Annotated in this window: 20 protein-coding genes, 2 tRNA genes and 1 rRNA gene; 12 read left to right on the top strand and 11 right to left on the bottom strand. The window is 69.9% G+C overall.

Going from position 1 to position 25707, the window contains the following annotated elements:
- Position 1: 1 nt before the first annotated feature.
- The 11 genes from A9A59_RS11545 to glmU all read right to left on the bottom strand — a co-directional run bounded on the left by A9A59_RS11545 (position 2) and on the right by glmU (position 11898).
- Positions 2–817: a formyltransferase family protein gene (locus tag A9A59_RS11545; protein ID WP_098504405.1), complete on the bottom strand. Its 816-nt coding sequence runs from the start codon at positions 815–817 to the stop codon at positions 2–4.
- A complete protein-coding gene (gene xseB, locus A9A59_RS11540) occupies positions 804–1070 on the bottom strand; it encodes an exodeoxyribonuclease VII small subunit (RefSeq protein WP_098504404.1) in 267 nt (88 codons plus the stop codon). Before xseB ends, A9A59_RS11545 begins: the two co-directional genes overlap by 14 nt.
- Positions 1070–2263: an exodeoxyribonuclease VII large subunit gene (gene xseA, locus A9A59_RS11535; protein ID WP_098504403.1), complete on the bottom strand. Its 1194-nt coding sequence runs from the start codon at positions 2261–2263 to the stop codon at positions 1070–1072. The genes xseB and xseA overlap by 1 nt, the downstream gene beginning before the upstream one ends.
- Positions 2264–2319: 56 nt before the next feature.
- A complete protein-coding gene (gene efp, locus A9A59_RS11530) occupies positions 2320–2880 on the bottom strand; it encodes an elongation factor P (protein WP_098504402.1) in 561 nt (186 codons plus the stop codon).
- A 3-nt stretch (positions 2881–2883) separates the two neighbouring features.
- A complete protein-coding gene (locus A9A59_RS11525; RefSeq protein WP_165772693.1) occupies positions 2884–4005 on the bottom strand; it encodes a M24 family metallopeptidase in 1122 nt (373 codons plus the stop codon).
- Complete coding sequence (aroQ, locus tag A9A59_RS11520) at positions 4002–4442, bottom strand: type II 3-dehydroquinate dehydratase (RefSeq protein ID WP_098504885.1); 441 nt, start codon at positions 4440–4442, stop codon at positions 4002–4004. The genes A9A59_RS11525 and aroQ overlap by 4 nt, the downstream gene beginning before the upstream one ends.
- A 34-nt stretch (positions 4443–4476) precedes the next feature.
- Entirely contained in the window at positions 4477–5457 is a 981-nt protein-coding gene (locus A9A59_RS11515) for a tyrosine recombinase (RefSeq protein ID WP_098504400.1), read from the bottom strand.
- 75 nt (positions 5458–5532) lie between these two features.
- Positions 5533–8001: a type I DNA topoisomerase gene (gene topA / locus A9A59_RS11510; RefSeq protein WP_165772692.1), complete on the bottom strand. Its 2469-nt coding sequence runs from the start codon at positions 7999–8001 to the stop codon at positions 5533–5535.
- 120 nt (positions 8002–8121) lie between these two features.
- Entirely contained in the window at positions 8122–9231 is a 1110-nt protein-coding gene (gene dprA / locus A9A59_RS11505; RefSeq protein ID WP_098504398.1) for a DNA-processing protein DprA, read from the bottom strand.
- A 26-nt stretch (positions 9232–9257) separates the two neighbouring features.
- Entirely contained in the window at positions 9258–10526 is a 1269-nt protein-coding gene (locus A9A59_RS11500) for a hemolysin family protein (protein WP_098504397.1), read from the bottom strand.
- 19 nt (positions 10527–10545) lie between these two features.
- Entirely contained in the window at positions 10546–11898 is a 1353-nt protein-coding gene (gene glmU / locus A9A59_RS11495) for a bifunctional UDP-N-acetylglucosamine diphosphorylase/glucosamine-1-phosphate N-acetyltransferase GlmU (RefSeq protein WP_098504396.1), read from the bottom strand.
- Between the two features lie 206 nt (positions 11899–12104).
- On the opposite strand from glmU, the gene alaS reads away from it, so the two are divergent.
- The 12 genes from alaS to A9A59_RS11430 all read left to right on the top strand — a co-directional run bounded on the left by alaS (position 12105) and on the right by A9A59_RS11430 (position 25547).
- Positions 12105–14801 carry an alanine--tRNA ligase gene (gene alaS / locus A9A59_RS11490; protein WP_098504395.1) on the top strand — a complete coding sequence of 899 codons (2697 nt, stop codon included), beginning with the start codon at positions 12105–12107 and terminating at the stop codon, positions 14799–14801.
- Positions 14802–15023: 222 nt separating this feature from the next.
- Positions 15024–16367 (top strand): baseplate J/gp47 family protein, encoded by a 1344-nt coding sequence (locus A9A59_RS11480; RefSeq protein ID WP_098504393.1) that lies wholly within the window; start codon positions 15024–15026, stop codon positions 16365–16367.
- Positions 16364–16801 carry a Holliday junction resolvase RuvX gene (gene ruvX / locus A9A59_RS11475; protein ID WP_098504392.1) on the top strand — a complete coding sequence of 146 codons (438 nt, stop codon included), beginning with the start codon at positions 16364–16366 and terminating at the stop codon, positions 16799–16801. Before A9A59_RS11480 ends, ruvX begins: the two co-directional genes overlap by 4 nt.
- Entirely contained in the window at positions 16798–17889 is a 1092-nt protein-coding gene (mltG, locus tag A9A59_RS11470; protein ID WP_098504391.1) for an endolytic transglycosylase MltG, read from the top strand. Before ruvX ends, mltG begins: the two co-directional genes overlap by 4 nt.
- A complete protein-coding gene (locus A9A59_RS11465) occupies positions 17886–18728 on the top strand; it encodes a shikimate dehydrogenase (protein WP_098504390.1) in 843 nt (280 codons plus the stop codon). The genes mltG and A9A59_RS11465 overlap by 4 nt, the downstream gene beginning before the upstream one ends.
- Complete coding sequence (locus tag A9A59_RS11460; protein WP_098504389.1) at positions 18725–19399, top strand: hypothetical protein; 675 nt, start codon at positions 18725–18727, stop codon at positions 19397–19399. The genes A9A59_RS11465 and A9A59_RS11460 overlap by 4 nt, the downstream gene beginning before the upstream one ends.
- Positions 19400–19401: 2 nt before the next feature.
- On the top strand, positions 19402–20577 hold the full coding sequence (aroC, locus tag A9A59_RS11455) for a chorismate synthase (protein WP_098504388.1): 1176 nt from the start codon (positions 19402–19404) through the stop codon (positions 20575–20577).
- Positions 20577–22250, top strand: coding sequence for a 3-dehydroquinate synthase (gene aroB / locus A9A59_RS11450; RefSeq protein ID WP_098504387.1), 1674 nt, complete (start codon positions 20577–20579; stop codon positions 22248–22250). Before aroC ends, aroB begins: the two co-directional genes overlap by 1 nt.
- Positions 22247–23404 (top strand): tRNA guanosine(34) transglycosylase Tgt, encoded by a 1158-nt coding sequence (gene tgt / locus A9A59_RS11445; protein WP_098504386.1) that lies wholly within the window; start codon positions 22247–22249, stop codon positions 23402–23404. The genes aroB and tgt overlap by 4 nt, the downstream gene beginning before the upstream one ends.
- Positions 23405–23660: 256 nt before the next feature.
- A 16S ribosomal RNA gene (locus A9A59_RS11440) occupies positions 23661–25152 on the top strand.
- A 176-nt stretch (positions 25153–25328) separates the two neighbouring features.
- Positions 25329–25405, top strand: a tRNA-Ile gene (locus A9A59_RS11435).
- 66 nt (positions 25406–25471) lie between these two features.
- Positions 25472–25547 (top strand) — tRNA-Ala (locus A9A59_RS11430).
- Positions 25548–25707 lie beyond the last annotated feature (160 nt).

The raw sequence follows: 25707 nt of genomic DNA, 5'->3' as shown, positions 1-25707 counted from the left end.
CTCAGTATACGGCCGAGGGCTCCGCCGCGAGCGCCCGCTCGACCTCCGCCGTCAGGTCGACCGGTTCCGGCGGGGGCACCGCCAGCCGACCCTCCGCGATGGCACGCAGCGTCTCGACCAGGAACGGCCGTTCGCGCGCAACCCCGCGCGCCCGGATGTCTGCGTAGAGCGGGGTCGCCATCACCGCCTCGAGAGCCATCCCTGCGGCCCGCTCCGGCGGAAGCTCTGCCCAGAGCGCCGCGTTCGCCGCATCCCGGATGGCGTACCGGCAGAAGCTCACCGCCGGCCCCCGGTCCACGTCGCCCGTCACCACGTTCATCATGCAGCCCGACTCCTCCGCACCCGACCGGATCAGTTCGGCAATCACCTCCTGGTACGTCCCCACCGGCCCGTCCGGGAGCGCCGGGTGGTCGTTCAGGAACGTGAAGCGCCCGTAGAGCGGTTCCGTCGCAATGAGCATGTAGCCGAACATCACTCCGAGGTCGAAGCGGTACCGCGACAGCCGCCGCGCGACCTCGGCGTCGTACTCGTACCGCCACGGCTGGAGCGGTTCGCCCGGCCTCCCGACCTTTCCGCCGCGCTCCTTCCGGAACGCCACCGAGGAGAGCAGCTCCACCGGCGCCCCATGCGCCTCCGCCATCGCGATGAGCCGATCCGTTGGCTCGGCCTCGCCCCTGGCCCGGTTCACGAAGACGACCGCCACGTTCACCGGCAGCCCCCGCCCGATCGCATCGAACAGGTATGCCAGCGCCCCGTACGAGCCGGGGCCGCGCCCGGACGTCAGCCAGGCGATCCGCAGCCGGTCAGAACTCGACATCGTCGCCGTCCGCCTCGTAGTCCTCCTCGATCTCCATCAGCCTGCCCTCGTCCGCCTCCAGCCGCTGCTGGATATGCTGCAGCTTCAGCTCCGCACCCTCGAGCAGCGCCCGCAGCCGGTCCACCAGCGCCGCGCCCTCTTCGTACAGCTTCAGCGACTCCTCCAGCGGCAGGTTCCCCTGTTCCAGCCGCCGCGCGTGCTCCTCGAGCTGCGCATACAGCGCCTCGAAGCTCTCGCTCGCCTCGCTCGGCATCACCGCACCTCCGTCCAGAATGCCCCGTCGCTCACCGCGACCCGCAGCCGGTCGCCCGCGCGGACTCCCCGCACCGACGAGACCACCGGCTGCCGGCCGCCCTCGCGCTGCACAATCGCAAACCCCCGCCGGAGCGTCGCCATCGGGTCGAGCGCTGCCAGCCGGGCCGCCATCGTCTCGAACCGCGCCCGCTCCCGCTGGAGCTGCCGCTCGATGCAGCCCTCCATGTCCCGCGCCAGCGCCTGGACAGCAGCCTGGAGCTCCGCGACGCGGGGTGCGCTCCGCCGCAGCCGCCCGGCCGCGGCCTCGACGTCGGCCGCCAGCCCCGCCGCCGTCTGCCGCACCGCCGAGGCCATCGCCCGGTCGAGCACCTCCAGGTTTCGCCGCACCGCCACGATGTCCGGCGTGGCCCGTTCGGCTGCTGCGCTCGGCGTCGCTGCCCGCACGTCCGCAACGAGGTCCGCAATCGTCACGTCGGTTTCGTGCCCGACGCCCGTCACCACCGGGTACGGTGACGCGTAGATCGCCCGCGCCACCCGCTCGTCGTTGAAGGCGTGCAGGTCCTCCGATGCGCCGCCGCCCCGCACCACGAGAATTACGTCCAGGTCCGGTTCGGCGGCCAGCCGCCGCAGCGCGGCGACGACCTGCCCGGGCGCCAGCTCGCCCTGGACCATCGCCGGGGCGAACACCAGCGTCGCCAGCGGCCACCGTTTGCGCAGCACAAACTGCACATCGTGCAGCGCCGCACCCCCCGGCGAGGTCACGAGCCCGATCCGCATCGGAAACCGCGGCAGCGGCCGCTTCCGCGCCGGGTCGAACAGCCCCTCGGCTTCCAGCCGGAGCCGCAGCTCCTCCAGCTTCGCCGCCAGCGCCCCCACTCCCTCCGGCCGGGCGAAATCGCAATCGAACTGCAGCTCGCCCCGCTGGATGTACACCGTGATCCGGCCGTGCGCGATGATCCGGTCGCCGTCCTGCAGCTGGAAGCCCCGCGGCATCCGGTCTCGGAACATCACGCACCGGATCGCCGCCTTCGCGTCACGCAGCGTGAAATACCGGTGCCCCAGCTGGCTCTGCGAATAGTTCGAAACCTCGCCGGTGATCCAGAGGTCGGAGAGCAGCTCGCTGGCTTCCACGTACTCCCGCAGGAAGCTCACGACTGCCGAAACTGGCAGTACCTGGTCAGTCGGTCCCATCGTCCGACAAGGCTACGCCGCCGCACGCCCGCTGGCGAGCAGCCGGCCCCGGCACCCTACTGCACCCGCTCGATGTACTGCCCGGTCTCCGTGTTCACCCGGATCTTCGTCCCTGGCTCCACGAACAGCGGGACCTGAACCACCAGGCCGGTCTCCAGCGTCGCCGGCTTCGTGCCGCCCGTCGCCGTGTCCCCCTTGAAGCCCGGCTCCGTGTCGGTCACCAGCAGCTCCACCGTGATCGGCAGCTCCACCCCGATCACCTCGTCGCCGTAGAGCACCAGCTCGCAGGTGTCGTTCTCCTTCAGGTACTTCGCCGCGTCCCCAACCTTGTCGGCCGCCACCGGGATCTGCTCAAACGTCTCGGTGTTCATGAAGTAGAAGAACTCGCCGTCGTTGTACAGGTACTGCATCTCCCGGCGCTCGACCCGCGCCCGCTGGAACTTCGTCCCCGCCTGGAACGTCTGCTCGATGATCGCCCCGCTCCGCACGTCCCGGAACTTAATGCGCACCTGCGCCGACCCGCGCCCCATCTTGATGTGCGCGTAGTCCAGGATCGAATACAGCTTCCCGTCGAGCTCGATGGTCGCGCCCTTCTTCAGCTCCCCTGTCGAAATCATGCGTCAGTCCCCCTCAAGGTTCAGTTTCGGTGCGTGGCTCAGGACGCGCGCGCGGCCATCCTCGAGCACGACGATATCTTCGATGCGCACCCCGCCCCAGCCGGGCAGGTAGATGCCGGGTTCAATGGTAAACACCATTCCCTCTTCGAGAACATGGTCCGATGACGGACCAAGATACGGGTCTTCGTGCACCGCCAGCCCGACGCCGTGCCCGAGCCCATGCCCGAACTGCTCGCCGTAGCCCGCCTCCCGGATCACGCGGTGCGCCAGCTCTTGCGCATCCGCGCCGCGCATCCCCGGCTCGACCCCCGCGATCGCCGCTGCCTGCGCTGCCCGCACAACCTCGTACACCTCCCGGAATCGCGCATCCGGCTCCCCCAGCACCACCGTGCGCGTCAGGTCCGAGCAGTAGCCGCGGTACCGCGCCCCAACGTCGATGACGATCGGCGTCCCCGACGCGAACGGCTCGCGGCGCGGCTGCGCGTGCGGCAGTGCACTCCACGGTCCGCCCGCAACGATGCTTGGGAACGAGACCCCGCTCCCGCCTTCTTCCCGCACGTACCGCTCGAACCGCGCAGCCGCCTCGTCTTCGGTCATCCCCGGCTCCAGCTCGCTGGCAAGCCGCGCAAACGCCCGATCGGCGATGCCGATGGCCGCCTCCAGCAGCGCCAGCTCCTCCCGGTCCTTCACCCGGCGCAGCTCCTCCACCAGCCCGAACGCCGGCACCAGCTCCGGCCGGTCCCCCGGCGGCAGCGCCTCCAGCATCTCCGTCAGCCCGAGGAACGCCGCATACGTCAGGTCGCGCGGCGAAACCCCGATGCGCTTCCCCGCCGCCCCGGCCTCCCCAACCAGCTCCCGGAGCCAGCCCTGCCGCGGACCCTGCGCCCGCAGCACCCGCACGCCACGCCCGGCAGTCTCCTGCTCGGCCTGCTCCCAGTAGCGCGAATCCACCGCCAGCACCGCTGCCCAGCGGGTCACCAGCAGCACCCCCGCCGATCCCGTGAATCCGCTCAGGTACGCCCGCGATTCCCAGCCCGGCCCTTCCTCGCCCGGCGCAGAAATCAGGAGCCCGTCGAGCCCTTCCCGTTCCAGCAGCGCCCGGAGTCGCTCCAGCCGCCCCGTCACGGCCGCCCCTCGAGGTAGTCCAGCAGGAGATTCGTGGCGACCCGGTACCCGTCGCGTCCCAGCCCGGTCACCTGCCCGATGCACACCCCGGCGATGAGCGACCGGTGCCGGAAGGCCTCCCGCCGGTGCGTGTTCGAAAGGTGCACCTCCACCACCGGCAGCTGGATCGCCTCGATGGCATCCCGCAGGGCGACCGACGTATGGGTCCAGGCCCCGGCGTTCAGCACCACCCCGTCGACGACCCGGCGGTAGCTGTGGAGCGCGTCGATCAGCGCCCCTTCGTGGTTCGACTGGAAGCAGAGGACCGCCGCGCCGCGGCCATTCGCCACGCCGGCAACCTCCGCTTCGATGTCCGCCAGCGTCGTCGTGCCGTACACCTCCGGCTTTCGCTCGCCGAGCAGGTTCAGGTTCGGGCCGTGGGCGAGGAGGAGGTACATCGCCTCGCGATTGTCCGACGCCCCGCTCCCCCTGTCACCCCATCCCCGCTGCCTTCCGCCGCCGCTGCCTCCCGGATTCGAGGCTTTCCTCCGCAAGCCGCTCCCACGCCGAGCGGGTCAGCTCCGCCTGGAGCTGCCGGCTCACGTGGGTGTAAATCTGGGTTGTCGCCGCCGATGCATGCCCGAGCAGTTCCTGCACGATCCGCAGGTCCGCCCCGCCGTCCAGCAGATGGGTCGCGAATGAGTGCCGAAGCAGGTGAGGATGCACATCCGCCGGGATGCCCGCCGCAACGGCGTATCTCCGTACCAGTCCCTGCACCGAGCGGGCGGTCAGCCTCCCGCCGAACCGGTTGAGAAACAGCGCCGGGCACCCCTGCCCGCGTTTCGCTCCCGCGGCGAGCGCGGGCCGTCCTTCGGCAAGGTACCGCTCCAGCGCCAGCATCGCCGGCTCCCCGAAGAGCACAAGCCGCTCCTTCGCGCCCTTGCCGTGGACGATCGCCGTCCCCTCCCCGAGGTTCACCTGCCCGACATCGAGCGCCACAAGCTCCGAAATGCGCAGCCCGCCCCCGTACAGCAGCTCCATCATCGCCCGGTCGCGCAGTCCCTGCGGCGTCTCCACGTCCGGCGCCGTGAGCAGCCGGTCCAGCGCCCCCGGGTCCAGCACCTTCGGAAGCCGCCGCGGCCGCTTCGGCATCGCCAGCCCGTGGAGCAGGTCCCGCTCCGTCGCACCTTCCCGCTGCAGGTAGCGGTAGAACCCGTGCACCGTGCTCGTCCGCCGGGTCAGCGAGGCCGCCGCCATCCCGGCCTCCTTCAGCTCGCCGAGGTACTCCCGGAACACCTGCCGCGAAATCGCCAGCGGCTCGAGTTCCCGCTCCCGGCACCACCGCAGGAACGCGCCGATGTCGTTCCGGTAGTTCCGGATGGTGTACGCCGACCGGCCGGCCACCGCGCCCAGTTCGCGCAGGTACGCCTCGAGGAACGCTTCGGCCGTCTTATGCGGGGCCGGAGTTGGCATAACGGCATGCTGAACCGTCAAGCCCGACCGCGCAACTCCTCCCAAGCGCTCCGGCGCCGCCGCCGGTGAGGTCCGTCAGCTCGCCTTGCGGGCCGCCGCATTGGCGCGGCGCTTTGCGAAGGCCGCTTTGCCCCGCGCGCTCCGCTCCAGCAGCTTCCGGTTCGCCTCTTCCCGGACCTCCGGCGGTCGTGGCGGGGTCATCTTCCCCGGCTCGAGGCTGTTCGTCGTGTAGCTGCAGTTCGGGTAGTTCCAGCACGCATAGAACGTCCCCCGCCGCGAGCTCTTCTCCACCAGCTGCCCTGTCTCCGGCTCTTCCGGGCACGGCACCCCGACCGGCACCCCCGCCCGGAAGTCGCACGAACCGCCCGCCCGGTTCTCACACTCGATGTAGGCGCCGAACCGGCCCGTCTTCTTGAGCAGCTTGCCGCCGTCCTTCGGGCACCGGTAAGGGATCTCCTCCGGCGCGCTCGCCTTCACCGGCTTGCCGTCGGGGCCCATCGGCAGCGTGAACGTGCACTCCGGGTAGCGCGGGCACCCGAAGAACTTCCCGTTCCGGCCCCACTTGATCACGAGGTTCGCCTGCCCGCATCCCTCGCAGGGGATGTCGGTCTGCTGCTGCTCCTTCTCCGCCTCGGCCTCCGCCCGCTCCAGTTCTGCCTTGAACTCCGGCCAGAACTCGCGCAGCACCTCCATCCAGTCCCGCTCGCCCGAGGCAACCTCGTCGAGCTCCTCCTCCATCTCGCCCGTGAACGGCACGTCCACATACTTCTTCATGTGCTGCTCGAGCAGGTCGTGCACGATGAAGCCCAGCTCCTGCGGCACCAGCTGGCGCCCCTCCTTCCGCACGTACTCCCGCTTGAGCACCGTCTGGACGATGCTTGCATATGTGCTCGGCCGCCCGATGCCCAGCTCCTCCAGGGCGCGCACCAGCGACGCCTCCGTGTAGCGGGGCGGCGGCTGGGTCTCATGCCGCTTCGCCTCCACACCCCGCCGCTCCAGCGCTTCGCCAGCGGTCAGCTCCGGCAGGGCATCCACCACCTGCTCGCCGCTCTCGTCCGCTTCGGCCGCCTCCGCCCCGTAGACCTTCAGATGACCTTCGAACACCAGCGTGCTCGCAGTTGCCCGGAACGTCCCGGCGGGCGCACCCTCGGCCTTCGCCGCAATCTCAACCGTGACCGTTTTGTAGACCGCATCGGTCATCTGGCTGGCCAGGAACCGCCGCCAGATGAGGTCGTACACCTTCAGCTGCTCCGGGCTGAGCGACCGCCGCAGCTCCTCCGGTCGCAGCGCCGGGTTCGTCGGCCGGATCGCCTCATGCGCTTCCTGCGCCCCGCGCGCCCGGGTCCGGTACACCCGCGGCTTTTCCGGCACGAAGTCCGCGCCCCACGCCTCCCGGATAAACGCCCGCGCCTGCTGCTGGGCCACCGGTGAAACCGCCACCGAATCGGTGCGCATGTACGTAATCAGGCCGGGCATCCCGTTGACGCCTTCGTACAGCTCCTGCGCCACGCTCATCGCCCGCGCCGTGCTCATCCCCAGCCGGTTCACGGCCGCCTGCTGGAAGGTGCTGGTTGTGAACGGCGGTGCCGGCGCCACCTTCCGCTGCCCCTGCTTGACCGCCTCAACCGTAAAGGTCGCCCGGCGGAACCCCTCCACCAGCCGGTTCGCCGTCGCCTCATCCGGGATTGCCGGCCCGGCCGGGCCGAACTCCGGCCGGATCTTTGCGCCCTTCGGCATCCCCTCAAAGGCCACCAGCCCGGCCGTGAATCCCCGGCCCTCCTTCGCAACCTCCGCGTCGATCGTCCAGTACTCCACCGGCACAAACGACTGGATCTCCCGCTCCCGCTTCACGATCAGCCCGAGCGCCACGCTCTGCACCCGCCCTGCGCTCGCGCCCCGGCTCACCTTCTTCTGCACGAACCACGTCAGCGGGTAGCCGATCAGCCGGTCCAGCACCCGCCGCGCCTGCTGCGCGTCGACGAGGTGCATATCGAGCTTCCCGGGCTCCCGCCGGCTGTGCTCCGCCGAAGCCGGCGCCTGTCCCAGCGCCTCCGCAAATGCCGCCTCGATCGCCGGGCGCGTAATCTCATGGAACACCACCCGGGTCACCTTCTCATCCGGGATGCCCGCCGCCTCTTTGATGTGCCAGGCGATCGCCTCGCCCTCCCGGTCGGGATCCGTGCTGAGGAAGACCCGTTCCGCCCGCTTCGCCGCCTCCGCAATCTCCTTGATAACCTCCGCCTTATCGACCCGCGAGTTGCGGTCCTTCACCACCACGTACTTCGGGCGGAAGTCCAGCTGCTCAACGTTCTCCACCCCGTAGCCGTAGGTCGGCAGGTCGCGCACGTGCCCGAGCGATGCAATCACCTCGTACTCGCTGCCGAGGATGCTCTGGAGCGTGCGCGCCTTCGTCGGGGACTCCACCACTACCAGGTAGCGCGGCCCTTTCCGCTCGCGCGCGGGCGTCGCCTCGCTCCCGCCTGCCGGGGCCGGTGCCTCCGCTTCCGTCTTCCGCCGCCGTCGCGTTGCTGTCGCTGTCGCCACGTTGAACTCGCCTGTTCCCCTCGATTCCCGGTCTGCCGGGACTTTCCAAGGTAGTGATGCCGTCGCCCCTCTGTCCAGCACAGGGGCTTGACGCGCTGTTGTCTCGAAACGTCGGCTGGCTCAGGCGATGGCGTACGTCATTGGCCCTGCCTGCCGCACGAGCCCGTCGATCTCCAGCAGGGCGAGCGCCCCTGAAACCTCCGCCGCCGGTCGCCCGAGCGCCCGGACCAGCTCATCGATGTGCAGCGGACCGGCGGCCAGCAGCTGCAGGATCGGGTCGTCACTGGCCGCCGCTGCCGCCCCTGCCGCTGGAGACGCCGTGCCGCCCGGGAGCGGCAGCTGGGCGCCGGTTTGGAGCAGGTTCAGCTCCTCCGCCAGCTGCTCCGGCCTTGCCACCAGCTTCGCGGTGTTCTCGCGAATCAGCTGGTTCGTTCCCGCGCTCTGCAGCGAGAAAATGCTCCCCGGCACTGCGAACACGTCCCGCCCCTGCTCGAACGCCCAGTTCGCCGTGTGAAGCGCGCCGCTCCCCTCCCCCGCTTCCACCACCAGCACGGCCCGCGCCAGCCCCGACAGGATCCGGTTCCGACGCGGGAAGAAATCCCGCCGCGCCGGCGTCCCGAGCGGGTATTCGCTCACCAGGCACCCGTGCTCCGCGATCCGCTCCGCCAGCCCGGCGTTCTCGCGCGGGTACACCTGGTCCACCCCGCCCGCAAGCACCGCCACCGTCGGTGTCCCGTGCTCCAGGGCCACCCGGTGCGCAATCGCATCGACCCCGCGCGCCAGCCCGCTGATGATCGCCACGCCCAGCTCAGCCAGCGCCGCGCAGAACGTCTCCGTTGCCTGCCGCCCGTACGGCGTCACGCTCCGTGTGCCCACCACCGCAACCGCCTGGGGGAACTCCGGCCCCGCACTCCCCCGCACCACGAGCACCGGCGGGCTCTGCGGGATCTCCCGCAGCCGCTGCGGATACTCCGCGTCGCGCCAGGTCAGCGCACGCGCTCCCGCTCGTTCGAGCTTCCCCAGCTCCTCGTCCGCGTCGAACGCTGCCTTCACCCGGGCCACGCTCCGGACATACGGCTCATCGATGCCCGCCGCTTTCAGGTCCCCGGCCGGCGCGTTCCATGCCTCGGCAATCGACCCGAACTTCGCGATCAGCAGTGCAAAGCTCGTCGTTCCCAGCCCGGCCCGCCGCAGCGCCAGCCAGTACGGCAGCTCGTTCACCTCGCCCATGCCCGCCGGATCCTAGCAGGCTCGCCTCAGTGAGCCGCAACTTCCTCCGGCTCGCGTGAGCGCTGGCGCGAAATCCGCAGCCGCCGCACGCGCCGCCCCGACATGCTCAGCACGCGCAGCGTCAGCCCGTCTACCTCCACCTCATCGCCGACCGCCGGCAGCCGCCCAAGGTGATGGATCAGGAACCCGCCGATCGTGTCGAAATCCTCCGACTCCACCTCGACGCCGAACAGCTCCCGGAGGGCATCGGTGCTGGTGCTCGCATCGAGCACCACCTCGTCCGGCGAAATTACCTCGACCGCCGGCCGCGCGACGTCGTACTCATCCTCGATCTCGCCGACGATCTCCTCGAGCAGGTCCTCGATCGTCACAATGCCGGCCGTCCCGCCGTACTCGTCCACCACGATCGCCATGTGGGTCCGGCGGGCCTGCATCTCGGTCAGCAGCTCGTCGAGCCGTTTCGACTCAGGGATGAAGTACGCCTCGCGCACCAGTTCGCGAATCGGCCGGTCCTTGCCGCCGTCCGCCATCGCCCGGAGCAGGTCCTTCGCATACACGATGCCGACGATGTCGTCGATGCTCTCCTGGTAGACCGGCACCCGGCTGAACCCCCGCTCCGTCACCACTGCCGCCACCTCGCCGACCGTTGCCGTAATGTCCACCGCGGCCACGTCGATACGCGGCACCATAATCTCCCGCGCTGTCTTGTCTTCGAGCGCAATCACGCCCCGGATCATCCGCCGCTCCTGCTCTTCCACACCGCCCTCGGCCTCCTCCCGCTCCACCAGCGCCAGGATGTCGGTCTCCGGTTCCGGCGTGACCAGCCGGATCGACCGCGCCGCCAGCGCTGCCGGCAGGCCGAGGATAAAGGCCGGCACTGCGAATGCCCGCCGGGTCGCCACCGCCACACCCGAGAGCTTGAGCGCCGCATACTCGGGCGCCCTGGCAACCACCATCCCCACAGCCATCTGCACCATCGCGATGAGCGCGCCCCCGGCCATGCCGTAGCCTACTGCCCCCCGGAACGGACCGTGACGATCTGCACCGAGGTAGGCCAGGAGGGAAATCACCAGCGACGCGACGAGCACCCGCGCTGCTGTTATGGTGCCGAGGTAGCGACCCGGCTGTTCCACCGTGGTCGCAATCCGCTGTGCCTGCCGGTTCCCCCGCGCCGCAAGCGCACGGATGCGCACATCATTCGCCCGCTCGAGGGCAGCCTCCGCAGCCGCGATGGCCGCAAGCACTGCCGACCCCGCGATGACGACCACGACCGAAAGCAAACTGGAAGGTTCCATGGATGGCTCCTCCGCCCCCTCAGGGGGAGGCCTGCCCGCGCTCCTTTCGCTCGAACGGCTTCGCCGGCACGCCCCGCACGCTCATGCCTGCAGGCACATCGCGCGTGACCACTGCGCCGGTCGCCGTGAACGCCCCGTCCCCCACCGTCACCGGCGCGATCAGCATGGTGTCCGAGCCGATGAACACCCCGCGCCCGATGATCGTCCGGTGCTTGGCAACGCCGTCGTAATTGCAGGTGATCGTCCCGGCGCCGATATTCGTCCCGTCGCCCACCTCGGCATCGCCGAGATAGCTGAAGTGGTGCATCTTCACCCCGCGGCCCAGCCGCGAGTTCTTGACCTCAGCGTAATTGCGCACCTCGCACTCGTCGCCGATGACCGCGCCCCCGCGGATGTGCGCAAACGGTCCCACGGTGCACCGCTCGCCGATGACCGAATCCTCCACCACCGACGCCTCCACCCGCGTGTCGCGCCCGACCAGGGCATTGCGCAATGTCGTATTCGGGCCGATGACAGCGCCCTCCGCCACCACGCTTCGCCCTTCGATGCGGCTCCCCGCGAGCACCGTCACGTCCTGCCCGAGCTCTGCCTCCGCGCCGATGAACGTCGTTGCCGGGTCTTCGACCGTCACCCCCGCCAGCATGTGCCGCTCCAGCACCCGCCGCCGGAGCACCGCCTCCGCCTCCGCAAGCCTGACGCGGTCGTCCACCCCGAGCGCTTCTACTGCGGGGATTTCCACCGTGGCGGCGGGCCGGCCCTCGTTCGCCGCCATCGCCACCAGGTGCGTGAGGTAGTACTCGCCCTTCGCGCTGAGGGGAACCTCCGGCAGGTGCGACCAGAGCCACGCCGCATCGAACACGTACTGCCCGGCATTGATCTCGGCCGGGCCATCGGAGCCTTCGTACTCCGCCGCCTCCACCACCGCAGTTACTTCGCCGCCTGGCCCCCGGACCACCCGGCCAAGCCGGCCCGGCTGCTCTACCCGGCACGTTGCGAACGCCAGCGGCCTGCCCGCTGCTGCCGCCGCCAGCCGTGCCAGCGACTCCCCGGTAATGAGCGGCGCGTCGCCGTTCAGCACCACGACGCGGCCGCACCCGGCGAGCGCCCCCTCACAGCGGCGCACTGCCCCGGCAGTCCCGTCCAGCGTCTCCTGTCGGACGAACGTCACCCCGGTGTCTGCCAGCGCGGCCTCCACCAGCTCTGCACCATGCCCCGTGACCACCACAATCCGTGCCGGCTCCAGCGTCTTCGCCGCCACCACGACGTGGCGCACCATCGGGACCCCGCACACCGGGTGGAGCACCTTCGGGAGCCGCGACCGCATCCGCGTGCCGAGCCCCGCCGCCAGGACAACCACCCCGGTGCCGCTCACAGCCCGGCCTCGCGGCAAGAACAATTCCCGCCAGGGCCAGCAGTGGCCCTCTGCCTCGATGTACTGGAAGGTTCAGATGAGGCGCACATAACGGACGGATATCCCGTCCGTCTTCCATCCTAGGAATCCCCGCGATCGGGTGTCAACCGATCCGCTTGCGCTCTCGACACGCCCCGCACCCCGACCCTAGGATGCCAGCAACAGCCATGAGCAACCCCCCGCGCACTTCCGACGAGATCCGCGACGCCTTCATCTCCTTCTTCAAAGAACGCGGGCACGTGCTCCTGCCGCCCTGGCCCCTCGTCCCCATCGGGGACCCGACCTCCATGTTCACCTCGGCCGGCATGCAGCAGTTCAAGCCCCAGTTCATGGGCGAAGAACCTCCGGCCGCGCCCCGTGTCGTCACTGTCCAGCGCTGCTTCCGCACCACCGACATCGAAGAGGTCGGCGACCTCAGTCACCTCACCGCCTTTGAGATGCTCGGCAACTTCAGCTTCGGCGACTACTTCAAACGCGAGGCGATCCGCTGGGCCTGGGAGCTCCTCACCGAAGTTTACCGCCTCGACCCCTCCCGCCTCCACGCCACCATCTACCTGGACGACGACGACAGCTACCGCTTCTGGCGCGAGGTCGGCCTCCCCGACGATCACATCCACCGGCGCGACGAAGACCTCAATTACTGGTTCTCCTTCCCCAAAGACACACCCGGCGCCAGCGGCCCTTGCGGCCCCGACAGCGAGATTTATTACGACCTCGACCCCTCCCGCGACCCCGCCGAGGCCCGCCTCCACACCGGCCCCGACGGCCGCCCGGCCGGCGTCGGCTACAGCGACCGGTTCCTCGAAATCTGGAACCTCGTCTTCATGCAGCTCTACCAGCACCCCGACGGCCGCCGCACGAACCTCCCGGCCCAGAACATCGATACCGGCAGCGGTCTCGAGCGCGTCGCCATGGTCCTCCAGGGCAAGCGCTCCGTCTTCGAAACCGACATCTTCCTCCCCATCCTCGCCGAGGCCCAGGCCGTCGTCGGCGTCGACTACCTCGGCGGCGCCGCTACCGAGCTCCAGGCATACGCCATCCGCGCCATGGCCGAGCACTGCCGCGCCGCCACCCTCCTCATCGGCGACGGCGTCGTCCCCAGCAACGAAGGCCGCGGCTACGTCCTCCGCCGCGTCATCCGCCGCGCCATCTACTTCGCCCGCAAGGTCGGCGTCAGGGAGCCGTTTACCCACCGCCTCGCCGCCGCCGCCATCGGCCGCCTCGGCGGCTACTACCCCCACCTCGTCGAGAACCAGGCCTTCATCCAGCGGGCACTCTCGGCCGAGGAGGAGCGGTTCACCCGCACGCTCGAGGCCGGCACGCACCGGCTGGAGGACCTCCTCGAACGCCTTCGCGCCGCCGGCGCGTCCACCATCCCCGGCGACGAAGCCTTCACCCTCTACGACACCTTCGGCCTCCCCGTCGAGCTCACCCGCGAAATCGCCGCCGCCGAAGGGTTCGCCCTCGACGACGCCGGCTTCCACGCCGCCCTCGAAGCCCAGCGTGCCCGCGCCCGCCAGCAGGGCGCCTTCCTCAAGGGCGAGGTCTCGCCCATCATTCAGCAGCTCGGCGACGACCACAGCAACTTCGTCGGCTACACCCATACCGAAGCCGATGCCGCCGTCGTCGCCATCCTCCGTGGCAACGCCCTCGCCGACCTCCTCACCGAGGGCCAGCAAGCCGAGCTCGTCCTCTCGACCACCCCCTTCTACCCCGAGGGCGGCGGCCAGGTCGGCGACCGCGGGAACATCGTCACCCCCACCGGCGTCTTCCTCGTTGAAGACACCCAGGCCTCCGGCGGCGCCATCGTCCACCGCGGCCGCGTCGTCGAAGGGGAGATCCGTGCCAGCCAGCGCGCCACCGCCACCGTCGACCTCCACTGGCGCCGGGGTGCAGCCCGCAACCACACCGGCACCCATATCCTCCACGCGGCCCTCCGCGCCATCCTTGGCACCCACGTTCGCCAGCAGGGCTCCCTCGTCACTCCGGACCGCCTCCGCTTCGACTTCACCCACCTCGAACAGACGCCCCGCGAGGCCCTCGCCGAGGTCCAGCAGCTTGCCAACGAGAAGGTCCGCCACGACCTCGAGGTCCAGTGGCGCACCACCGGCTATCGCCAGGCGATCGAATCCGGCGCACTCGCCTTCTTCGGCGACAAATACGGCAGCGAAGTCCGCGTCGTCGAAATCCGCGAAAACAGCCACGTCTTCAGCGCCGAGCTCTGCGGCGGCACCCACGTCCACCACACCGGCCAGATCGGCTTCATCCACATCATCCGCGAGGGCGCCGTCGCCGCCGGCACGCGCCGCATCGAAGCCGTCACCGGCCGTGCCGCAGAAGCCTACCTCCTCGAACAGCAGGACCGCCTTCTCCGCATCGCGGAGCGCCTCAACACCTCGCCGGCCGAGGTCGAAGACCGGATCGACGCCCTCCAGTCCGAGCTCGAGCGCCTCCGCAAACAGGCCGAACAGCTCGCCCGCGTCCAGGCGGCGGCCCTCGCCGAGGGTCTCGTCGCCGGCGCCGAGCGCGTCGGCGAGGCAGCCCTCGTGGTCGCCCGCGTCGACGCCCTCTCCCAGGACGTCCTCCGTGACGTCGCCGACCGCCTCCGCGGCCGGCTCAAGTCCGCCCTCGTCATCCTTGCCGCAGAAATCGAAGGCCGCCCGGCGTTCCTCGCCGCCGCCACGCCCGACCTCGTCGCCCGCGGCGTCCACGCTGGCACCATCATCCGCGCCGTCGCGCAGGCCGCCGGCGGCGGCGGCGGCGGCCGCCCCGACCTCGCCCAGGCCGGCGCCAAAGACCCGTCCCGCATCGACGCCGCCCTCGCCGAGGGCCGGCGGCTCGGATTGGAGGCGCTCTCCGGCTAGTCACCCGCCGGCGCCCCAACTCATGGAGGCCGAACGCTGACGAACGCACCACCCCCGCAGGACGTCCCGCCAGCAGAACCCGCAGACAGCCTCGCCTCCGTCATACTGGTCGACCGGACGGAAGACATCGCCGCAATCTGCGGCCGCCTCGATACCGCACCCACCTGGGCGGTCGTCATCCACGCCCCCGACGGCAACCGCCAGCTCGCAACCGAGCTCGGCATGCGCCGCCTCCTCCGCCACGCCGAAGAGACCGGCCGCGTCATCGCCGTCGCCACCCGCTCCCGCGCCCTCGCCGACCGCGCCCGCGAGGCCGGCCTCCCGGTCGCCCGCCGTCCTCACCAGGTCCGCTGGGACGCCGCCGGCCGGTACGTCATCCGCCTCGGTCCCCTCTCAATCGTCGCACCGGCCATCGGGCGGTTCGTCCAGGTGGCCATCATCGCCGGCGTTGCCGCCCTGGCCCTCTTCCTCGCGCTCTTCCTCGCCCCATCCGCAACCGTCGTCGCCTATCCACCGACCGAAACGCTCGCCGAGACCATCACCATCACCGCGATTCGCGACCTCGCGGAGCCCGATTACGACGCCCGCCGCCTGCCGGCTGTTGCTGTCTCGGCATCCCGCTCGTACACACTCGCCGTGCCTGCCACAGGCACCGTCCGCGTTGGGGTTGGCTACGCCCGCGCAACCGTGACCATCACCAACCCCACCTCCGCCGACGTTCTCGTCACCGCCGGCGCCGTGCTCCTCGCGGCCCCCGATTTCCTCGACTTCGAACTCGACGCCGACGTCACCGTGCCCCGCAACGGCAGTGCCACGGCGGCTGTCGTCGCCCGCCAGCCCGGCGAGCGGTACAACCTCCCCGCCGGCTCGATTACCGGCTGGTTCGACGAACGCTACCGCTTCCTTGCCGTCACCAATCCCGAGCCGGCAGCCGGCGGAACCAGCGAGCCGCGTCCCGCCCCCTCGGAGGCCGACGTTATCGCCATCCGCCAGCTCGCCGCCAGCCTCGCCGATTCCGACGCCGTCCGCGAAGACCTCGCAGCCGCCCGCCCCCGCGACGCCGTCTTCCTCCGGACAGCATCCGCCTCGGCAAAGCTCGGAACGCCGCGCCCTGCCATCGGCACCCCCTCCCCCGTGCTCCTGCTCGATGTCACCATCGAAGTCACCGCGCTGGCAGTAACCGAAGCGGTCCTCCGCGAGCTGGCCGTCCGCGCTCTTGTGCCCCCCGGCTCCCGCGGCGAACTCCTCGCCGAAACAATCCGCGCCAGCGAAACGGGCGCCTCCACCTACGACGCCGAAGCGGACGCCTTCACCACCAGCCTCCGCCTCTCCGCCGAGTTCGCCCGGGACATCACCGCAGCCGACCTGCAGGCCGCCATCAAGGGCAAACGTCCCTCAGAGGCGCGTTCGACCCTCCGCGAGCGGTATGCTATCGATGAAGCCGACGTGCGCGTCGTGCCCGGCTGGGCCCCCTTCCTGCCCCGCTTCGGCATCCGCCTCGATGTCCGCCTCGCCGTTCCCGAGGAATCACCCGCAGTCGGCACATCTCCAGCGAATCGCGAATGAACGACCGAAACCCCGCGGCCGGCCGCCGCATCCTCGCACTCGACCCCGGCGAAGCCCGCATCGGCGTCGCTATCTCCGACGACCTCGGCATGTTCGCCCACCCGCGCCCCGCCATCGTCGGGCGCGACCGGCGCGCAGCTCTCAGGGCCATCGCCGATCTCGTCGCTGCCGAACAGGTCAGCGAAGTCGTCGTGGGCCTGCCCGTCTCCCTCTCGGGCGAACACGGCCCGCAGGCCCGCGCCGTGGAATGGTTCGTCGCCGACCTCCGCGCAGCCGTCCGTGTCCCGGTCCGCACCGCCGACGAACGGCTGACCTCGGCCCAGGCCGCCCGCCAGGCTCCGGCTGCCGCCCGCCGCCGCGACGGCACCCTCGACTCGCTCGCGGCCGCCCTCCTCCTCCAGTCGTTGCTCGACGCCCGCCGGGGGGCCCCGTGACGAAATTCCCGGGCACTCCCTTTGCCGCCGCCGGCATCGGCGTCACCGTTCTGGTTGCACTCCTGGCCGCCTGGGGCATCGCTGGCACCCCCGCGTCGGTGCGCAGCAGTCTCCCCGTGGCAGCCGAGGCACCCCCGCCGTCGTCCGCCGCGACGGTGCCATTCACCCTGGAGCGCGGCGCCTCCGCTGGCGAGGTCGGCCGGCGCCTCGAAGAGCTTGGCATCATCCGTTCAGCACGCCAGTTCGAGATGCTTGCACGTCTCCTGGGCGTCCAGGGCCTGCTCAGCGCCGGCGATTACCTCCTCCCCGAGCGGGCCAGCGCGCTCACCGTCCTCCAGCTGCTCACCGTCAAGGAATCCGTCCCGGTGCTCCGGGTAACCTTCCCCGAAGGGCTCCGCATCGAAGAAATGGCCGTCATCGCCGAGCAGGCCGGCTTCGGCACCCGCGACGAATTCCTGGCCGCCACGGCCCGCGCCCAGCTCCCGCCCGGCCTCGCCGAGTACCTGCCCGAAGGCGCCACCCTCCAGGGCTACCTCTTCCCCGACACCTACATCCTGCCCGTCGGCTCGACCATGGATGACCTCGTCGCCTACATGATCCGCACCCTCGACGAGCGCTTCACCCCGGAGCTGCGCGCCGCCGCCGCCGCCCGCGGCCTCAACCCCCACCAGGCCCTCACCCTCGCGTCGATCGTCGAGCGCGAAGCCGTCATCCCCGAGGAGCGGCCGCTCATCGCCGGGGTCTTCTACAACCGCCTCGCCGCCGGCGACCGCCTCGGGGCCGACCCCACCGTCCAGTACGCCGTCGCCGAAGACCCCGCCTCAGTCCGCCAGTACGGCTGGTGGAAGAAGGAGCTCACCATCATCGACCTCGAGAACCCCTCCCCCTACAACACCCGCCTCTTCCCCGGTCTGCCTCCCGGCCCCATCGCCTGCCCCGGCCTCGCCTCGATCGAAGCCGTCGCCCGCCCGGCAGTAACTGACTACTACTACTTCGTCGCTGACGCGAAAAAGGGCGACGGCTCCCACGTGTTCGCGGTCACCTTCGCCGAGCACGAACAAAACATCGCGCTCTACGGGTCCCCATGAGCCGCCGCGCCGGCATCATCGGCCAACCCGTCGGGCACTCCCTCTCGCCCGTCTTCCAGTCCGCGGCCTTCGCCCACTGCGGCCTCGATGTCGTCTACGAGCGCTGGGACACGCCGCTTGCCGACCTCCCCGGGCGCGTCGCCGCCCTGCGCGCCCCCGACGTCCTCGGCGCCAACGTGACCGTACCCCACAAGGAGGCGGTTATCCCCCTCCTCGACGAAGTCGGCGACCAGGCCGCCCGGGCCGGCGCCGTCAACACGATCGTCAATCGCGACGGCCGCCTCTTCGGCTTCAACACCGATGGGCCCGGGTTTGTGGCCGCCCTCCGCCAGGAGGCCTTCCTCGAACCCGCCGGGCGCTCCTTCCTGCTCCTCGGCGCCGGGGGAGCCGCACGGGGCATCGCGCTTGCCCTCATCGATGCCCGCGCCGCCCGCGTCGATATCTGGAACCGCACACCCTCCCGCGCCGCCAGCCTCGCGGCTGACCTCGGCCCCCCGGCCCGTCCCCTCGCAGACCTCCCGCTCCTCGCTCCCTACGATGGTCTCGTGAACTGCACCACCATCGGCATGCGCGGCGGCCCGGCTCCCGGCGCATCCCCCGTCTCCCTCGAAACGGCCGGGCCGGATTTGCTCGTCGTCGATATCGTCTACGCCCCCCTCGAAACACCGCTCCTGCGCGAAGCCGCCGCCCGCGGCCTCCGCACGCTCGGCGGCCTCCCCATGCTCATCTACCAGGGCGCACTCGCCTTTGAACTCTGGACTGGCCTCCCCGCGCCGGTCGACGTCATGTTCGCCGCAGCCCGCAACGAACTCGCCCGCCGCGAAGGAGCCGCCCCGTGATCCTCCTCGGCATGATCATCGTCGGCGCCATCTTTCTCGTCGTCGGCTGGGCCGTCACCACCGAAATGCTGCAGCACCGCGCCTGGCGCCGCCGCGTCGCCTCCGGCGACACCGACATCATCGCCGCCCTCATCGAAGAGGCCCTGGGCACCTGGCGCCGCGCGCGCCCGCCGAAGGGCATCCACCCCGGCACCTGGGCCGGGATTCAATCGGCCCAGCTCGTGGCCGTTGAGCCCGACAGCGCCACCCTGACGGCCTCGGCAGAGGGCGAGTTCCGCACCGAAGGCGGCCAGCGAGTCCAGGTCATCTCGCCCCTCGACGACGCCATCGCCATCGCCGCAAAGCTCCTCGACATGATGCTGTACGATGTCCCCAACCTGCGCCTCGGAACTGTGCGCGTCGACGTGTACACCACCTTCGCTTCCCCCGACGGCACGCTCACCCAGCAGCCCATCCTTACGGTCACGGCCGACCGGGCCGTCGCTGAGGACCTCGCGTGGGATGCCCTTACCCCCGCCGAAATCCTCGGCCGCTTCGAGGCGCACTACGTGCGCGATCCCGCCGGCCGCGCCATCCCCATCCAGCTCCCGCCCGTCACCGGCGTCCCGCCGCGCCCCGCCGCGGGGGCTGCCGCCGAAGCCGCGCCCCGGGCCGAGCACCCCACGGAGTAACCATGGGCCACTTCCGATTCCTCACCGCCGGCGAAAGCCACGGTAAGGGCCTCACGATGGTCATCGAAGGCCTTCCCGCCGGCCTCCCCCTCTCCGAAGCCGACATCGCGCCGGACCTCGCCCGCCGCCAGGGCGGCTACGGCCGCGGCGGCCGCATGAAAATCGAAAAGGACCGCGCCGAGATCACCGCAGGCGTCCGCCACGGCCGCACCCTCGGCTCCCCTGTTGCCCTCTGGATCGAAAACCGCGACTGGGTCAACTGGACCGAGAAGATGGCCGTCGAGCCGGTCGAGACCGAAATCGAACGTGTCACCCGCCTCCGGCCCGGCCACGCCGACCTCCCGGGCACCCTCAAGTACGGCTTCGATGACGTCCGCAACGTCCTCGAGCGCGCCTCTGCCCGCGAAACCGCGGCCCGCGTCGCCGTCGGCGCCGTCGCCCGCCGCCTCCTCGCCGAATTCGGCGTCGAGATCCGCAGCCATGTCCTCTCCATCGGCGGCGTCGAAGCCAGCGTTCCCGACCCCATCGACTGGAACGCCGTCGAAGCCAGTCCCGTCCGCTGCGCCGACCCCGTCGCCGCCGAGGCGATGGTCGCAGCCATCAACGCCGCCAAGCCCGATGGCGATACCGTCGGCGGCGAAATCGAAGTCCGTGCCATGGGCGTTCCCCCCGGCCTCGGCAGCCACGTCCACTGGGACCGCAAGCTCGACGGCCGCATCGCCCAGGCCATCCTCAGCATCAACGCCTTCAAAGCCGTCGGCCTCGGGCTCGGCTTCGAAGCCGCCCGCATGCGCGGCTCCCGCGTCCACGATGTCATCCTCCCGGTCGACCAGTGGCAGGGGCGCCCGTGGCGGCACGCCACCAACAACGCCGGCGGCATCGAAGCCGGCATCACCACCGGCGAAGACATCATCGTCCGCGCCGCCATCAAGCCCATTCCCACCCTCGCCCATCCCCTCCCGTCCGTCGACCTCGATACCGGCGAGGAGGTCCTCGCCCACTACGAGCGGAGCGACGTCTGTGTCGTCCCCGCCGGCGGCGTCGTTGCCGAAGCCATGGTCGCCATCGTCCTCGCCGACGCGTGGCTCGAAAAGTTCGGCGGCGACACCCTCGAGGAAGTCCGCCGCAACTACGAGGGCTTCCTCGCGACCATCGGCCCCCGCGCCCGGAGCAGCTGATGGTCCCCCGCCGCATCTTCCTCATCGGCCTCTCCGGCAGCGGCAAGTCCACCACCGGCCGCATCCTCGCACGGCGGCTCGGCTGGGAGTTCATCGACACCGACGACGAAATTGAGCGCGAAGCCGGCCGCACCGTCGCCGAGCTGTTCGCCGCCGAGGGCGAAGCCGCCTTCCGCCAGCGCGAACTCCGCGCCCTCGAGCGTGCCGCTGCCCGCGAGCCGGCGGTTATCGCCACCGGCGGCGGTGCACCCACCATCCCCGCCGCCCGCCCCATCCTCGGCACCGGCTTCGTTGTCTGGCTCGCCGTCTCCCCCGCCGTCGCCGCACAGCGCATCCTCGCCGCCCCCAACGCATCCGAACGGCCCCTGCTCGCCGGCGACCCCCGCGCGCGACTCGAAGCACTCCACCAGGCGCGCATCGACCTCTACCGCGGCGCCGATGCCGCCGTCGACTGCGACGACCTCACCCCCGAGGAGCAGGCCGAGGAGATCGAGCGCCTCTGGTACGAATGGCAGCGCGACCCTGCCCCGCCCGCCCAGCGCTTCTACTCGCCCTACGCCGCCCCCCGCGAATCGGCACCCGGGCCCATCCCCGAGCCTGCCGCCATCGTCACCGCCCCCGGCGGCACCTACCCCGTCCTCGTCGGCGAAGGCGCCCTCGGCGCCCTCGGCGCCATCTGCCGCGACCTCGACCTCGATGGCCGAGCCTTCATCATCACCGACACCACCGTCGGTCCCCTCTTCGCTTCCCGCGCCGAATCCGCGCTCGAATCCGCCGGATACACCGCCGCGACCTTCGCCATCCCGGCGGGCGAAGAACACAAGAATCTCCAGACCCTCTCCGCCGTCTACGACTTCCTCATCGACCACAGAATTGAGCGGACGGACTTCGTCGTCACCCTCGGCGGCGGCGTCGTCACCGACCTCGCCGGATTCGCCGCCGCCACCATCCTCCGCGGTGTTCCCTTCCTCCACGCCCCCACCTCCCTCCTCGCAATGGCCGACGCCGCCATCGGCGGCAAGACCGGCATCGACCACCCCCGCGGCAAGAACCTCATCGGCGCCTTCGCCCAGCCGCGCGCCGTCGTGATCGACCCCCTCCTCCTCCGCACCCTCCCCGAACGCCAGCTCCGCAACGGCTGGGCCGAACTCCTCAAGCACGGCTTCATCCTCGACGAACCGCTCGTCCGCGACCTCGAAGCAGCCTCCGTCGACGGCCCGCCCCTCACATCGGCCGACCTCATCGCCCGCTCCGTCGCCATCAAGGCCGCCATCGTCTCCGAAGACGAACGCGAATCCGGCCGCCGCACCCTGCTCAACTACGGCCATACCGTCGGCCACGCCATCGAGGCCGTCACCGGCTACCAGACCTACCTCCACGGCGAAGCCGTCGCCATCGGCATGCGCGCCGCCGGCATCATCGCCGTCGAACTCGGCCTCCTGCCCTCCGCCGACTTCGAGCGCCAGCAGGCCCTCATCCGCCGGTTCGGCCTGCCCGAGACCGCCCCCGGCCTCGACCCTCGCGCCGTCTTCGATGCCACCCTCGTCGACAAGAAAGTCCGCGCCGGCGCCATCCGCTGGGTCCTGCTCGAGCGCATCGGCCAGGCCGTCGTCCGCCAGGGCGTCCCCGACGCCCTCGTCCACCACGCCATCGAGACCGTGACCCGCCCGTGACGGCCGCTGCCGCCTTCCGGTTCGAACTCACCACTCGCCCGGCTGGCCCCGTCGCCCCGCGCACCGGCCGCCTCCACACCGCCCACGGCATCGTCGAAACCCCCGTCTTCATGCCCGTCGGCACCCTCGCCACCGTCAAAACCCTCCTCCCCGCCGAAGTCGCCGAAACCGGCGCCAGCATCATCCTCGTCAACGCCTACCACCTGTATCTCCGGCCCGGCCATCGGCTCATCGAGCGGCTCGGCGGCGTCCACCGCTTCATGCGGTGGGACCGCCCCATCCTTTCCGATAGCGGCGGCTTCCAGGTCTTCTCCCTCGCCAGCCTCCGCAAAGTCACCGAAGACGGCGTCCGATTCCGCTCCCACATCGACGGCTCCGAGCACCACTACACGCCCGAGCTGGCCATGGAAGTCCAGCAGGCCCTCGGCGTCGATATCGCCATGCCGCTCGACCACGTCGTCCCCGGCGATGCCCCCTACGAGGCCGCCGCCGAAGCCGTCCAGCGAACCCTCCGCTGGTACCGCCGCTGCCGCGAGGCCGCCCCCGGGCTGCCGACCTTCGCCATCATCCAGGGCGGGACCCACCCCGCCCTCCGCCGCTACCACGCCCGCGAAGCCCTCCAGGCCGAACCCCCCGGCTTCTCCATCGGCGGCCTCTCCGTCGGCGAACCGAAAGCCCGCATGTGGGAAACCGTCGAACTCACCAACGCCGAGCTCCCCATCGAACGGCCCCGCTACCTCATGGGCGTCGGCAGCCCCGAAGACCTCGTCGAAGGCATCGCCCGCGGCATCGACATGTTCGACTGCGTCCTCCCCACCAGGCTCGGCCGCAACGGCGCCCTCTTCACGGATACAGGCCGGCTCACCATCCGCAACGCCGCCAACCGCGAAGTCGACGCCCCGCCCGACCCCGTCTGCGATTGCCTCGCCTGCCGCCAGTTCAGCCTCGCCTACCTCCACCACCTCTTCCGCAACGACGAGCTGCTCGGGCACCGGCTCGCAACCCACCACAACCTGCGCTACCTCGCCCGGCTCGTCGAGCGAGCCCGCCAGGCCATCCGCGATGGCAGCTTCGAACAATTCCGCCGCGAGTTCCTCGCCCGCTACCGGACAGCCGACGAAGAGGCGCGTCTCGCCAGCCGGCGGCGAATGTAAAAAACCGGCCCAGGGCCGCGGCAGACCCCTTGCAAACAACGCCGAGACGTGCCATCTTGAAACTCCCCCGCCGGCCACAGTCAGGGCGGCAGCGCCCGCGAGGGGCGGCCCCGTTGACAGCCTGGCGGAGAGAAGTTAATCTTCTCGTTCGGGCCTTACGAAAGGCCAGCGCACCTTAACAACTGGATAGCGGACGAAAGAGAACGTCTGGGACCCCGTTCAAACGGAACATCCCGGCCGCAAGGTCGGTTCTGTTTCTACGGAGAGTTTGATCCTGGCTCAGGACAAACGCTGGCGGAATGTATTAGGCATGCAAGTCGTACGAGCCTTCGGGCTAGTGGCGAACGGGTGAGTAACACGTGGGTAACCTGCCCCGTAGTGGGGAATAACTCCTCGAAAGGGGAGCTAATACCGCATAAGACCCCCGGTGAGAGTCCGGGTGGTGAAAGCTCCGGCGCTACGGGAGGGGCCCGCGGCCGATTAGCTAGTTGGTGGGGTAATGGCCTACCAAGGCGACGATCGGTAGCTGGTCTGAGAGGACGATCAGCCACACGGGGACTGAGATACGGCCCCGACTCCTACGGGAGGCAGCAGCTAAGAATCTTGCGCAATGGGCGAAAGCCTGACGCAGCAATTCCGCGTGGAGGACGAAGGCCTTCGGGTTGTAAACTCCTTTTGTGAGGGAAGAAGTTCTGACGGTACCTCACGAATAAGACACGGCTAACTACGTGCCAGCAGCCGCGGTAATACGTAGGTGTCGAGCGTTGTCCGGATTTACTGGGCGTAAAGCGCCCGCAGGCGGCCAGGCAAGTCCAGGGTGAAATCTCCCGGCTCAACCGGGAGGGTGCCCTGGAAACTGCCTGGCTTGAGGCAGGGAGAGGGATGTGGAATTCCCGGTGTAGTGGTGAAATGCGTAGATATCGGGAGGAACACCAGTGGCGAAGGCGGCATCCTGGCCCTGTCCTGACGCTCAGGGGCGAAAGCGTGGGGAGCAAACCGGATTAGATACCCGGGTAGTCCACGCCGTAAACGATGAGTACTAGGTGTTGGAGGTATCGACCCCTTCAGTGCCGAAGCCAACGCGATAAGTACTCCGCCTGGGGACTACGGCCGCAAGGCTAAAACTCAAAGGAATTGACGGGGGCCCGCACAAGCAGCGGAGCGTGTGGTTTAATTCGATGATACGCGAAGAACCTCACCCAGGCTTGACATGCACGTGGTACCGATCCGAAAGGTGAGGGACCCTTCGGGGAGCGTGCACAGGTGTTGCACGGCCGTCGTCAGCTCGTGCCGTGAGGTGTTGGGTTAAGTCCCGCAACGAGCGCAACCCCTGTCGCCAGTTGTACTTCTCTGGCGAGACTGCCGAGAAAACCTCGGAGGAAGGAGGGGATGACGTCAGGTCAGCGTGGCCCTTACGCCTGGGGCTACACACACGCTACAATGGGCAGTACAACGGGTCGCGAAGCCGCGAGGCGGAGCTAATCCCATCAAAGCTGTCCTCAGTTCGGATTGCAGGCTGAAACCCGCCTGCATGAAGCCGGAGTTGCTAGTAACCGCAGGTCAGCACTACTGCGGTGAATACGTTCCCGGGCCTTGTACACACCGCCCGTCACGTCACGAAAGTCGGAAACACCTGAAGCCGGTGGGCTAACCCGCAAGGGAGGCAGCCGTCGAGGGTGGAGCCGGCGATTGGGACGAAGTCGTAACAAGGTAGCCGTAGCGGAAGCTGCGGCTGGATCACCTCCTTTCTAGGGAGCCTGCCCCGGATCCACGCCAGCCGCCTCAGCGGTGGGGCAGCTGGCCCGGAAGCAGCACCCAGGTCGATCGGTCCGGCGTTTCGCCGGGTCGTTACACCACCGCGGCGCCCAGCAGCCGTCTTTCGTCCGCTATCCAGGTGTCGAAGGTGCACTGGCCGCGTACCCGGGGGCCATTAGCTCAGCTGGTTAGAGCGCAGTCCTGATAAGACTGAGGTCTCTGGTTCGAGTCCAGAATGGCCCACCATCCTGGCTCAAACCCCGGCCAAGCGCTTCACCCCCGGGCGCCGGGCGTGGCATACTCGAACCCGGAGGGGCCGTAGCTTAGTTGGGAGAGCGCCGCCTTTGCACGGCGGAGGTCAGGAGTTCGAATCTCCTCGGCTCCACCAGCCAGTTCGGCCTCCCGGCGGCACCAGCCAATCGACACAGGCTTCGCATCCAGCCCCTGCCAGCACGGCAGCGGCCGGCGGCGAAGCCGGGCTCCCAGCCGGGAGCACGCACCTTAAGAACTGAAGAGCGAAGATACTGCATCGCCTCGGCGGCACGCGC

It is taken from the genome of Tepidiforma thermophila (genome assembly GCF_002563855.1).
In the GTDB taxonomy this organism is placed as follows: Bacteria; Chloroflexota; Dehalococcoidia; order Tepidiformales; family Tepidiformaceae; genus Tepidiforma; species Tepidiforma thermophila.
The sequence above is the reverse complement of the archived record's forward strand: the minus strand, read 5'-3'. Positions and strand labels throughout refer to the sequence as shown.